At 54.3% G+C, this 12,818-nt stretch carries 12 protein-coding genes; 8 read left to right on the forward strand and 4 right to left on the reverse strand.

What is annotated here, in order from left to right:
* Positions 1-20 precede the first annotated feature (20 nt).
* Positions 21-431, forward strand: a complete 411-nt coding sequence (gene rnk, locus K2184_RS25495) for a nucleoside diphosphate kinase regulator (RefSeq protein WP_004100142.1) — start codon at positions 21-23, stop codon at positions 429-431.
* A gap of 199 nt (positions 432-630) precedes the next feature.
* Complete coding sequence (uspG, locus tag K2184_RS25500; RefSeq protein ID WP_004100140.1) at positions 631-1,059, forward strand: universal stress protein UspG; 429 nt, start codon at positions 631-633, stop codon at positions 1,057-1,059.
* 77 nt (positions 1,060-1,136) lie between these two features.
* Here the strand turns inward: uspG and ahpF are convergent, their stop codons facing one another.
* Both ahpF and ahpC read right to left on the reverse strand, forming a co-directional pair.
* A complete protein-coding gene (gene ahpF / locus K2184_RS25505; protein ID WP_004100138.1) occupies positions 1,137-2,702 on the reverse strand; it encodes an alkyl hydroperoxide reductase subunit F in 1,566 nt (521 codons plus the stop codon).
* Positions 2,703-2,946: 244 nt separating this feature from the next.
* Entirely contained in the window at positions 2,947-3,510 is a 564-nt protein-coding gene (ahpC, locus tag K2184_RS25510) for an alkyl hydroperoxide reductase subunit C (protein ID WP_002894394.1), read from the reverse strand.
* Between the two features lie 403 nt (positions 3,511-3,913).
* Here ahpC and dsbG point away from each other — a divergent pair, with 403 nt between their 5' ends.
* The 4 genes from dsbG to K2184_RS25530 all read left to right on the forward strand — a co-directional run bounded on the left by dsbG (position 3,914) and on the right by K2184_RS25530 (position 7,711).
* On the forward strand, positions 3,914-4,660 hold the full coding sequence (gene dsbG, locus K2184_RS25515) for a thiol:disulfide interchange protein DsbG (RefSeq protein WP_049594329.1): 747 nt from the start codon (positions 3,914-3,916) through the stop codon (positions 4,658-4,660).
* Positions 4,661-4,858: 198 nt separating this feature from the next.
* On the forward strand, positions 4,859-5,770 hold the full coding sequence (gene citR, locus K2184_RS25520; protein ID WP_004100136.1) for a DNA-binding transcriptional repressor CitR: 912 nt from the start codon (positions 4,859-4,861) through the stop codon (positions 5,768-5,770).
* A 103-nt stretch (positions 5,771-5,873) separates the two neighbouring features.
* The gene (locus tag K2184_RS25525) at positions 5,874-7,097 is read left to right on the forward strand and encodes a phosphoadenosine phosphosulfate reductase (protein WP_024273911.1); all 1,224 of its coding nucleotides are present in this window, start codon (positions 5,874-5,876) and stop codon (positions 7,095-7,097) included.
* Complete coding sequence (locus K2184_RS25530; RefSeq protein ID WP_004100133.1) at positions 7,082-7,711, forward strand: IbrB-like domain-containing protein; 630 nt, start codon at positions 7,082-7,084, stop codon at positions 7,709-7,711. Before K2184_RS25525 ends, K2184_RS25530 begins: the two co-directional genes overlap by 16 nt.
* Here the strand turns inward: K2184_RS25530 and K2184_RS25535 are convergent, their stop codons facing one another.
* Positions 7,712-8,857 (reverse strand): pyridoxal phosphate-dependent aminotransferase, encoded by a 1,146-nt coding sequence (locus tag K2184_RS25535; protein ID WP_162556692.1) that lies wholly within the window; start codon positions 8,855-8,857, stop codon positions 7,712-7,714.
* Positions 8,858-9,045: 188 nt separating this feature from the next.
* On the opposite strand from K2184_RS25535, the gene mtnC reads away from it, so the two are divergent.
* Positions 9,046-9,735, forward strand: coding sequence for an acireductone synthase (mtnC, locus tag K2184_RS25540; RefSeq protein ID WP_004100131.1), 690 nt, complete (start codon positions 9,046-9,048; stop codon positions 9,733-9,735).
* The gene (locus K2184_RS25545) at positions 9,732-10,274 is read left to right on the forward strand and encodes a 1,2-dihydroxy-3-keto-5-methylthiopentene dioxygenase (RefSeq protein WP_004111302.1); all 543 of its coding nucleotides are present in this window, start codon (positions 9,732-9,734) and stop codon (positions 10,272-10,274) included. The genes mtnC and K2184_RS25545 overlap by 4 nt, the downstream gene beginning before the upstream one ends.
* Before the next feature lie 183 nt (positions 10,275-10,457).
* Here the strand turns inward: K2184_RS25545 and K2184_RS25550 are convergent, their stop codons facing one another.
* Entirely contained in the window at positions 10,458-12,767 is a 2,310-nt protein-coding gene (locus K2184_RS25550) for a molybdopterin-dependent oxidoreductase (RefSeq protein WP_023329439.1), read from the reverse strand.
* Between the last annotated feature and the right edge of the window lie 51 nt (positions 12,768-12,818).

Here is a 12,818-nt window from a genome sequence, read left to right on the forward strand (position 1 = left end):
TGGATAACATGGAGTATGAGATGACCAGACCCGCAATCATCATTAATGAACTGGATGCAGAACGCATCGACAGGCTGCTGGAACAACCGGCATTCGCTAACTCGCCGGTAGCGGGCGCACTGAACGACGAGCTTGACCGCGCGCAGATGCTGGCTCCGGAAGCCATGCCGCATGATGTTGTCAGCATGAATAGCCAGGTGAGATTCCGCGATTTAACCACCGGCGAAGAGCGCATCCGCACGCTGGTTTTCCCGGCTCAGGTGACCGATAGCGCCACCCAGCTCTCGGTTATGGCGCCGGTTGGCGCAGCGTTGCTGGGGCTCAAGGTCGGCAGCGCCATTCACTGGGAGTTGCCCGGCGGCACCTCAACGCATCTTGAAGTGCTGGAACTGCTATACCAGCCGGAGGCCGCAGGCGATTTTCACCGTTAATCTCCCCGCTGCCTGAAGCGTTTCGCGCTTTATCCAGAGGATGTCGCTACATCCTCTTTCTGCACCTTCTCCTCCACGCCTCTCTTTTGACAAACTTTTACGCCACCCTCTAACCGATCTGACAATTTTGCGACCTGAATGGCACAATATTTTCCTATAATGTGTTGATATAAAAGCAGACGAACAAGGAGGAATGCATATGTATAAAACAATCATTATGCCCGTTGATGTCTTTGAAATGGAGTTAAGCGATAAAGCCGTTCGCCATGCGGAGTTTTTAGCCCAGCAGGACGGGGTTATCCATCTTCTCCACGTACTGCCCGGTTCATCAAGCTTTACCATGAGCCGGTTTACCGCCGATCTGCGCCGCTTTGAAGAGCATTTGCAGCATGAAGCAGAAACGCGCCTGAAAACAATGGCCGGGCATTTCAGCATTGACCCGTCGCGAATCAAAATGCACGTTCGCTTTGGCAACGTGCGCGATATGGTCAATGAACTGGCCAATGAAATTAAAGCCGACGTAGTGGTGATAGGCTCGCGTAATCCGTCTATCAGCACGCATCTGCTCGGCTCCAATGCCTCAAGCGTGATCCGCCATGCGCATATTCCGGTGATGGTGGTGAGATAGCGTCAGAGAGCTAAAAAAAAGAGGCTACCCAGGGGTAGCCTCTTTGCTGTGCAGGTTCGGTCTTACTTTATTATGAATTATGCCGTTTTAGTGCGGATCAGATAATCAAACGCGCTCAGAGACGCTTTTGCACCTTCGCCGGTGGCGATAATAATCTGCTTGTACGGTACGGTTGTGCAGTCCCCCGCCGCGAAGACGCCCTTCACGTTAGTTTCACATTTCGCATCAATGATGATTTCACCCATGCGGTTGCGCTCAATCGCCCCTTCCAGCCAGTTGGTATTCGGCAACAGGCCAATCTGTACAAAGATCCCCGCCAGCGCGACGTGATGCTCATCGCCGCTCACGCGGTCACGATACTGCAGGCCGGTCACTTTACTGCCGTCGCCCACCACTTCTGTGGTCTGGGCATTGAGGATAATATCGACGTTCTTCAGGCTGCGGACTTTATCCTGCAGAACCTGGTCGGCCTTCATTTCCGGCGCGAATTCAAGCAGCGTTACATGTTCAACAACGCCTGCCAGGTCGATGGCCGCTTCCACACCGGAGTTACCGCCGCCGATAACCGCCACGCGCTTACCTTTAAACAGCGGGCCGTCGCAGTGCGGACAGTAGGTTACGCCCTTCGTGCGATACTGATCTTCACCTGGAACGTTCATGTTACGCCATTTCGCACCGGTGGCAATGATAACGCTACGCGCTTTCAGCACCGCGCCGGAGGCGGTTTCAATCTGGTGCAATCCGCCTTCAACCGTCGCAGGAATCAGCCTGGAAGCGCTTTGAGAATCAATAACATCAACATCGTATTCGCTGACGTGCGCTTTTAATGCGCCAGCCAGTTTCTGACCTTCGGTCTTCGGTACCGAAATATAGTTTTCGATATCAACAGTATCCAGCACCTGGCCGCCGAAGCGTTCACCCATCAGACCGGTACGAATGCCTTTACGCGCTGAGTAAACGGCAGCCGCTGCGCCTGACGGGCCTGAGCCGACGATTAAGACATCATAGGATTCACGTTTATTCAGCTCTTCCGCCGCACGTTTTTCCGCACCGGTATCCACTTTGGCCACAATTTCAGTCAGCGTCATGCGACCCTGGCCAAACTCTTTACCGTTCATGAATACCGCCGGTACGCCCATCACGTTGCGTTCGGTGATTTCATTCTGATAAGTGCCGCCGTCAATCGCCGTGTGCTTGATACGCGGGTTCAGTACCGCCATCAGGTTCAACGCCTGAACCACATCCGGGCAGTTATGACATGAAAGTGAATAGTAGGTTTCAAATTCAAAATCACCGTCGATATTGCGGATCTGCTCCAGCAGGCTCTGGGCTTCTTTTGACGGATGGCCGCCGGTCCACAGCAGAGCCAGAACTAAAGAGGTGAATTCATGTCCCAGCGGAGAGCCGGCAAAGCGCGGCCCCTGGCTGGAGCCTGGGTTGGTAATGAGGAATGACGGCTTACGCACCGCCAGGCCGTTATCTTCTTTGAAGGTGACTTTATCTGACAGTTCAGCAATTTCAGCCAGCAGTTCCCTGATTTCTGCCGATTTAGCGCCGTCATCCAGCGTGGCAATCAGCTCAACAGGTTTGGTCAGCTTCTCAAGATAGGCCTTGAGCTGGGTTTTCATGTTGGTGTCGAGCATTTTTATCTCCTGGGCTTAAAACATCATCATGCAAGCGGCCTCGTTCAGGCAGCCTGAATGCGCTTGCATCATGGTGTTGGAATAAAACGGGCGCAGATGCGCCCAGATATTACTACGCAATTTCCTCAGCATTTCACGCAAGAGCAAGGCGGCTAGCCTGAGAATCCCCGGAAGCTTACCTCAGTAAGTGACCGGGGTGAGCAGGCGACGCCAACGCAGCAATTGCGTGAAAGGAGACGGAAATTTAGATTTTGCCGACCAGGTCCAGAGACGGAGCCAGAGTCGCTTCACCTTCTTTCCATTTAGCCGGGCAAACTTCGCCTGGGTGAGAAGCTACGTACTGAGCTGCTTTGATTTTACGCAGCAGGTCAGACGCGTCGCGGCCGATACCTTCAGCGGTAACTTCGATAGCCTGGATGATACCCTGCGGGTCAACAACGAAGGTTGCACGATCTGCCAGACCTTCATCTTCACGCATGTTGTCGAAGTTACGGGTCAGGGCGCCAGTCGGGTCGCCAATCATCGCATATTTGATTTTAGCGATGGTTTCAGAGCTGCTGTGCCACGCTTTGTGGGTGAAGTGGGTGTCGGTAGAGACGGAGTAAACGTCTACGCCCAGCTTCTGCAGTTCTTCATAATGATCTGCCACGTCGCCCAGTTCAGTCGGGCAAACGAAGGTGAAGTCAGCCGGGTAGAAGAAGAAGACGCTCCAGCGGCCTTCAGTATCTTTCTCGGTTACTTCGATGAATTCACCGTTTTTGAATGCCTGGTTTTTAAAAGGTTTGATTTTGGTATTAATTAAGGACATCTATACTTCCTCCGTGTTTTCGTTGAGGTCTAAGTTAACGAATTTTTCCTGACTCGACCAATGCGTTTGCATTATCGAATCAATAAGCGTTATCTAACAACCGGAACAAGACAACTTTGTGAACCTGTCAACGCGATGGCAAACTTCTGTCGCGTTTCGCATTATATGCGCTGAAAAGTAAAAAGGCCGCCCTCGCAGGCGGCCCCGTTACCTGAAACACCCGCAGGTAGGTTCAGCGCCAGTAGCTGGCAATGTGTTGCGCTCTACACCTTAATGTAACAGCTCAGGGATTACATCACCCACAGAACGAAAGGGCAATCCGCCCGGCCGCAGGTCTTACCTATGGCTGTAATAGGTTTTACCGCTACACTTACTCTTCTCTTTGATTTTACAAGGCATAATTATGTTAAAACGACTGTTCTTTCTGAGCTTATTACCTTTTTACTGCTCTGCAGAGGAGCTTCCCGCCCCCGTAAAAGCGATAGAAAAACAGGGAATTACCATTATTAAACCCTTCGAGGCGCCCGGAGGGATGAAAGGCTGGTTAGGGAAGTATCAGGATATGGGCGTCGCCATCTACCTCACGCCGGACGGCAAACACGCCATCTCGGGCTATATGTACGACGAAAGCGGTACTAATCTTAGTGAACAACTCTTCCAGCAAGAGCTCTATACCCCCGCGGGCCAGGAGATGTGGAAAAAGCTGGAAAGCGCTCGCTGGCTGCTTGACGGTAACGAAAACGCGCCGACGATTCTGTACGTTTTTGCCGATCCCTTCTGCCCCTACTGCCAACAGTTCTGGCAACAGGCTCGTCCGTGGGTAGAATCAGGGAAAGTTCAGCTGCGCACCCTGCTGGTTGGCGTCATAAAACCGGAAAGTCCCGCAGTCGCGGCGGCCATCCTGGCCAGCAAAGACCCGGCGAAAACCTGGCATCACTATGAGCAGTCTGGTGGCAAAACAGCGCTAAATATTCCCACCAGTATTCAGCCAGAGCAAATGAAGATACTTAATTTCAACCAACAGCTGATGGACGAACTCGGCGCCAGCGTCACCCCTGCTATTTATTACATGAATAAAGAAAATATGCTGCAACAAGCGATCGGGCTTCCAGATAAAGAAAAACTACAGATTATGATGGGGGCAAGATAAGCATTTATAAACTAACTCCTCCGCCGGGTTTAGCAGTACACAAAAGGATCTGGCGGAATGCGCCGCTGTAGTATATATTTAGATAAACTTAATAAGGCATTAGCAATTAATAATAAAAAATGAATAATCACGTAATGTATATAATGCAGACATATAATAACCTCTTTTTCTACTCGCCAGCTTAACAGGACGTTGAAAATGGCTAATCTTTACGATCTCAAGAAGTTCGATCTGAACCTACTCGTTATTTTCGAATGTATTTACCAGCATTTAAGTATCAGTAAGGCTGCAGAAACGCTATTTATTACGCCGTCTGCGGTAAGCCAGTCGCTTCAGCGGCTACGCAACCAGCTCAACGATCCGCTATTCGTGCGTTCAGGTAAAGGGATTACCCCAACTACCGTCGGCGTTAATTTGCATCACCACCTGGAAAATAACCTTAATCAGTTAGAACAAACCATCAATCTCACCAATCGTTCTGAATTAAGGAAACGCCTCGTTGTCTATGCGCCGCAGCTTTTTATAACGCCCAAAACCACCAGCCTGATTCATATGTTATTAGATGATTCAAATCTGCAGGTTGAACATCATGATCTGCTCGCTTCAGGTGAATCGATAGAAAGTTTGTTATCCTACCGGAAGGCCGATCTGATATTTAGCACCACGGCGCTGTCATCACGAGCGACCGTCTGTAAACGCATCCAGGAGCTGGACATTTCATTAGTGTGTAATGAAAACCATCCGCGACTGGCGTCGCTAACGACGACAAAAGCCATAATGCAGGAGCGTTTCACCTATTATATTTGTAACGATCAGGGTACAAAATCCTTTCAGAGTCAAACTGCAGGTATGCTTTCTGACAGAAAAATCTCTTTCAGCAGCGATTCATACATAGCCATTCTTAATGTTATTCAACAAACGGATATAATTGGTTTCGTTCCGACATGTATTTTAGAACACATTAGCTTTCAGAATAAATTCAGGATCATTGAGACTCCCTTCAAAATTCCATCTATCAATATTTATATGATTTACAACCGGGTGAATCTTGACGACCCCAACTTCGCAAATTTTATCGAAGAGTGTGAAAGAAATAATATTATTGAATAGTTAAAGTGATTTCATTGAATTGGTGAATGATAACTAATCTCTTGATTAAGAAACGAATATGATATAAGTACACAGTCTCTTTGGCATTAAAGGAATAATGGCTGTGTCTTTTATTAAAATTCCATTACCAGAATCTGTTCTGCAAGCCAGTCAGCAAAGAATAGAGTGGGTTATGGAAAACTTCTCCCGCGTTTGCGTCTCTTTTTCTGGCGGTAAAGATTCAACAACCATGCTGCATCTCACGGCGCAGCATGCCCGCCAGGCCGGTAAAAAGATTTGCGTCCTGTTTATTGACTGGGAAGCGCAGTTCTCCTGCACCATTGCTCATTGCGAAAAGATGCGCGAGGAGTATCGCGACGTTATTGAGCAATTTTTCTGGGTGGCGCTACCTCTCACCACCCAGAACTCGCTAACCCAGTTCACGCCGGAGTGGCAGTGCTGGGAACCCGGCGCGCCCTGGGTGCGCCAGCCGCCGGAGGATGCCATCACCGATCCCGACTATTTCTCGTTTTATCAACCCGGAATGAGTTTTGAAACCTTCGTCCGCGAATTCGCCGATTGGTTCTCGCAAAATCGTCCGGCCGCGGTAATGGTCGGCATCCGCGCCGATGAATCGCTTAACCGGTTTATCACCATCTCCTCGCAGCGCAAACTGCGCTTTGCCGACGACAAACCCTGGACCACGTCGGCGCCGGGCGGACACGCCTGGTATATCTATCCCATCTATGACTGGAAAACCGCCGATATCTGGACCTGGTTCGGCAAAAGCGGTCTTTCCTATAACCCGCTCTATAACCTGATGTATCAGGCGGGGGTACCGCTGCGTTATATGCGCATCTGCGAACCCTTTGGCCCGGAGCAGCGCCAGGGTCTGTGGCTCTACCACGTCCTGGAGCCTGAACGCTGGGCCGCCATGTGCCAGCGCGTCAGCGGCGTTCACTGCGGCGGGGTTTACGCCGGTCACGACAATCAGTTCTACGGCCATCGAAAGCTGGATAAACCCGAACATCATACGTGGAAAAGCTACGCCCTGTTTTTACTCGACAGCATGCCGGAGAAAACGGCGGAGCATTACCGCAATAAAATCGCCGTCTATCTCCACTGGTATCAAAAAAAGGGCATGCTGGATATTCCGGACACCCAGCCGGCGGATATTGGCTCCAAAGACGTCCCGTCCTGGCGGCGCATCTGTAAAGTGCTGTTAAACAATGATTACTGGTGCCGCCAGCTCTCTTTCAGCCCAACCAAAGCGACTCAATATAAACGCTATCGCGAGCGGATGAATAAAAAGCGCCAGCAATGGGGAATACTATGCAACGACAATTAATCCAGGAAATAGAACGCTATCTGCAATCGCTGGAAAATGAAGAAGAAAAGATTACTGCGCTTAACGCCTTTCGCCAGATTCTGCATGAATATAGCCCCTTCAAATCCCAACCGGTTGATTGCGTACTGTGGGTAAAACAGGAAGCCGTTTCGCCTAATGATTACAACCCAAATAACCTTGCACCACCGGAAAAACGCCTGTTGTTCACCTCGCTGGAGACGGATGGCTTCACCCAGCCTATCGTGGTGCTGAAACAGGGGCGGGAGCGCTATTCGATTGTCGATGGTTTTCATCGTCATGAACTGGCCAACGGCAAAGCGGCGCTGAAAAAACGGCTGAAAGGCTATCTCCCCGTCACCTGTCTGGAAAGGAGCAGCGCCAGGCGTGATTCACTGATGGCCGCCACCATCCGCCATAACCGGGCGCGCGGGCGTCACCAGATTCATGCGATGTCGGAAATCGTTCAGGAACTGGCGCGTCTCGGCTGGACCGATGAGAAAATCGGCAAAGAGTTAGGGATGGACGCCGACGAAGTATTACGCCTGAAGCAAATCAACGGTCTGGTGGAGATGTTCGGCGACCGTCAATTTTCTCAGGCGTGGACCGTTAAATAACTACAGACGGCACAGGCGTTCCGCAGCAGCCAGCAGCGTGGCTGGCTGTTTGGCGAAGCACAGGCGTATCAGCTTATGCGAGAACGGATCGGCACAAAACACCGACAGCGGGATCGCCGCGACGCCGATCTCGGTGGTGAGCCAGCGGCAGAAGTTGACGTCATCCAGATCGGAGACTGCGCTGTAGTCCGCCAGCAGGAAGTAGGTCCCTTCGCAGGGCAAAATTTCCAGACGGCTGGAACGCAGCGCATCAATAAACAGGTCCCGACGCTCGCGGTAAAACGTCGGCAGCTGGCGATAATGCTCCGGCTCGCTGCGCAGCATATCGGCGATCGCCAGCTGAGCGGGGGTGTTGACGGCGAAGGTCAGATACTGATGCACTTTACGCAGCTCAGCGCTGATAGCGGCAGGCGCCACGCAGTACCCCACCTTCCAGCCGGTCATATGAAACGTTTTACCGAATGAAGAGACCGCCACCGCGCGCTCGCGCAGCTGCGGATGCGCCAGCACGCTGGCATGCCCTTCGGCAGCAAAGCAGATATGTTCATAAACTTCATCGCTAAGTACGTAGATTTCGCGATCGGCAATCGCCTGCCACAGCGCGGCAAAATCTTCACGCTGCCACACCGTCGCTGACGGGTTGTGCGGCGTATTGAGAATAACCAGACGAGTTTTGTCGCTGAGGGTAGCGGCGAACTGCTGCCAGTCAACGCGAAAATAAGGCGGCTGTAGAGCAATGCGCTTCAGCACGCCGCCCGACAGCTCAACCGCCGGGGCATAGCTATCGTAGCTGGGGTCAAAGCAAATGACTTCGTCGCCGGAACGGACCAGCGCGGTAATCGCCGCATACAGCGCTTCCGTCGCCCCGGCGGTGACGGTTACGTCGCTATTGGCATCGGGGCGATAGCCGAACAGCTCTTCGGTTTTATTGACAATCGCTTCGCGTAGCGCGGCGACGCCGGTCATCGGCGCGTACTGATTGGCCCCCTGCGCGACGTGATACGCCAGACGCTCCTGCAGATAGCGCGGGCCATCGAAATCCGGAAAACCCTGCGACAGATTAATCGCCTGATGCTGCTGGGCCAGGGCGCTCATCTGGCTAAAGATAGTGGTGCCCAGTGAAGGGAGTTTACTCTCAGGAATCAGTGGCTTATTGCTCATTCTTTTTGTACCGTCTGTGATGCTGTTGTTGAAGCCACTATAACACGATGTTAATATTTGGCAATCAAGACGCTTAGACGTCTAAATGATAATGTTATTTCGCTTAGGCTTTAATAACAGCTCTCAACACAACGCCACCGTCAGCACGACCCACCGCTCACTCTGGAGAACTCATGATCCGCGCTATCGTGACCGATATTGAAGGCACCACCAGCGACATACGCTTCGTCCACAACGTCCTGTTCCCGTACGCCCGCGAACGTCTGGCTGGTTTTGTGACCGCTCAGCAGTTTGGCGAGCCGGTCAAGACCATTCTCGATAACCTGCGCCAGGAGATCGCCCAGCCGGCGGCTGGCGCCGAACAGCTTATTGCTACCCTGTTCACGTTTATGGATGAAGACCGCAAATCCACCGCCCTCAAGGCGCTCCAGGGGATTATCTGGCGCGAAGGCTACGTCAACGGCGACTTCACCGGCCATCTCTATCCGGACGTTTTGCCGGCACTGGAAAAATGGAAGTCACAGGGTATTGATTTATATGTATATTCCTCAGGCTCTGTCGCTGCGCAGAAATTGTTATTTGGCTACAGCGATGAAGGTGATATTACTCATCTGTTCAACGGCTATTTTGACACCCTGGTAGGGGCCAAGCGTGAAGTACAGTCCTACCGCAATATTGCTGAACAACTGGGGCAGCCTCCTGCCGCCATCCTGTTTTTGTCCGATATCCATCAGGAGCTGGATGCCGCTGAAGAGGCCGGTTTCCGTACCCTGCAGCTGGTACGCGGCGACCGCGACCCGGCCAGCCATCATCCGCAGGTTCAGCGTTTCGACGATATTCACCCGGAGCAGATCCCAGCATGAGCGCATTAACCATATTTTCCGTAAACGACCCGCAAAACTCTCTCTGGCACAGTACTAACGCCGAAGAGATCCAGCAGCAGCTCAACGCTAAAGGCGTGCGTTTTGAGCGCTGGCAGGCCGACCGCGATTTAGGCGCGGCGCCAACGTCTGAAGCGGTCATTGCCGCCTATCAGCACGCGATTGATAAGCTGGTTGCAGAAAAGGGCTATCAGAGCTGGGATGTGATTAGCCTGCGCGCCGATAATCCGCAGAAAGAGGCGCTGCGGGAGAAGTTTCTCAATGAGCATACCCACGGAGAAGACGAAGTGCGTTTCTTCGTCGAGGGCGCCGGTCTGTTTTGCCTGCATATTGGCGACGAGGTGTTCCAGGTTCTGTGTGAAAAGAACGACCTGATTTCGGTCCCGGCGCACACGCCGCACTGGTTTGATATGGGCTCGGAACCCAACTTCACCGCCATCCGTATCTTCGATAATCCGGAAGGCTGGATTGCCCGGTTTACCGGCGACGATATTGCCAGCGCCTACCCGCGGCTGGCGTAACGCGCCCTATCCGGGCTACCGATCTGCAGACAACTGTGAACATGTAGCCCGGGCAGGCGCCCTGCGCCGCCCCCGGGAGCAGAACGCAGCGTGGCTGATTTTCCCGGAGGCGATGCTGCGCATCTGTTCGGGCTATCCGCCCGCGGAGGGCTTTGATTCCGTAAGCCGGGTATTACCGGGCGCCTAACCCTCAATAAACCTCGGCGGATCGAAAGCGGTTACCGGCGGCAGCGCGTCCCGCCACGGTTCGATCTCCACCCAGCAGCTTTGAGCGCTACAGCCCTGCCCCAGGCGCGAGCTGCCGCGATCCTCGGTTAACACGTTGGGATTGCCGTGCTTATCCAGCGAGCCTTTTTCATTCGGGTCCAGCGGATCGTACCAGGCCCCGGTCGACATCTGCACCACTCCCGGCAAAATCTGCTCGCTGAGATGGACGCCGGCGAGAATCGCTCCGCGCGCGTTAAAGACCTTGACCACGCTGCCTTCGCTGATGTCCCGCGCCTGTGCATCCTGCGGATGCATCCACAGCGGCTCGCGTCCCTGAATTTTCGTCGCCCGGCTGACGCTTCCGTGATCGTACTGGCTGTGCAGGCGGGTACGCGGCTGGCTGGAGAGCAGATGCAGCGGCCAGCGCGCAGCTTCCTGCCGCCGCCAGGCCGCTTCCTGCTCATCCCACCACGGATGGCCCGGGCACTCGCGATAGCCAAAGCCGGCAATGGTTTCTGAAAAGAGCTCAATCTTGCCGGAAGGCGTAGAGAGCGGATAGCGCTGCGGGTCGGCGCGAAAATCCGCCAGAAAAACCTGCGGCTGCTCAGGCGCGCTGTACTCCAGCACTCCCTGCTGCCAGAACGCCTCAAATGACGGCAGCGTAATCCCCTCTTCCTGCGCGCGCGGTCGCGAGGCTTCGTAAATCTCCCTCAGCCACTGCCCGGCATCGCGCCCCTCGCTAAAACGTTCGCCGCAGCCCAGCCGTTCGGCAAGATCGCAAAAGATGGCGTAATCATCACGCGCGTCGCCCACCGGCGGGATCTGTGCGCTCATGGCGATCATAAAACCGTCGTGACCGCCGCTGCCAATATCTTCCCGCTCCAGCGACGTGGTGACCGGCAGGACGATATCGGAAAATTTAGCCTGCGCGGTCCAGTACTGTTCGTGCACCACCACCGTTTCTGGTCGCCGCCAGGCTTCGCACAGGCGGTTAATATCCTGATGATGATGAAACGCGTTGCCGCCGGCCCAGTAGACGAGGCGGATGTCGGGATAGCGCAGATGCTGGCCGTCAAACTCATACGCTTCGCCCGGATGCAGCAGCATATCGGAGAGGCGCGCCACCGGAATCACCTGGTTCACCGCGTTCTCCCCGGCGGGAAGGCGCGGCCCGGAAAAGGCCTTACGCCCCGCCCCCGCCAGATTGGTGCAGGCATAGCCAAATCCCAGCCCGCCGCCCGGCGTACCGATTTGCCCCAGCAGCGCGGTGAGCGCCACCGTCGCCCAGTAGGCCTGCTCGCCCTGGCGCGCCCGCTGAATCGACCAGGAGATATTGACCATCGTACGCTGGCTGGCCATCTCACGCGCCAGCGCGACAATCCGCTGCGCGTCAATACCGGTTATCGCCGCCGCCCACTCCGGCGTTTTTGCGACGCCATCGCTCCCCCCCATCAGGTAGGCGCGGTAAGGTGCGAAACCCACGGTATGGCTGGCGATAAAACCGCTGTCGTAGAGGGATTCATTAATCAGCACGTAACACAGCGCCAGCAGCAGCGCGGTATCGGTTCCGGGACGGACGGCGAGCCACTCGGCGCTCTCCACGGCGCTCAGATCGTTGCGCACCGGACTAATATTGATAAAGCGTGTCCCCTGCGCCTGCATCTTTTCCAGCCAGTATTTCAGCATATGGTCGTTGGCGCCGCCGCCGTTGACCTGCGCATTACGCAGCGGCAGGCCGCCGAATGCGACGAACAGCTGGCACTCCCGCGCCAGCTCGGAAAAATGGGTATGCTGACGGTGCAGCGGGCTCAGCGGCCCGAGAATATGCGGCAGGATACGCTCCCCCGCCGCGCTGCTGTAGGTATTAGTGCTGGCGGTATAACCGCCAAAGCATTTGAGGAACCGGTGCAGCTGGCTTTGCGCGTGGTGAAAACGGCCGGCGCTGGCCCAGCCATAGGAACCGCCGAAAATCGCCTCATTACCGCAGCGCGCTTTGACCGACTGCAGCTCGCGGGCCAGCAGATCGAGCGCCACTTCCCAGCTCACCTCAACAAACGGCTCTTTACCGCGCCCGTCGCGGGAAGCCGGGCCATTTTGCAGGTAGCCGGCGCGCACCGCCGGACGGCGAATGCGCGTCTTGCTGGTGACCGCATCAGGGAGCGACTGACCAATGCGCGAGGGATTTTTATCCCAGGGCACCGGCGTCACCGCCTCAATTTTGCCGTCACCGGCCTGTACTCGCCAGGTTCCCCAGTGCATTACGGTCAGATTATGTTGTTTTCTCATGCGGTTTTTTCTCACCTGCTAACGGCCGCTATAATAAAGCGTGCGAATCCT

The organism is Klebsiella sp. K5-306 (assembly GCF_051835185.1).
Classification (GTDB): Bacteria; Pseudomonadota; Gammaproteobacteria; order Enterobacterales; family Enterobacteriaceae; genus Klebsiella; species Klebsiella oxytoca.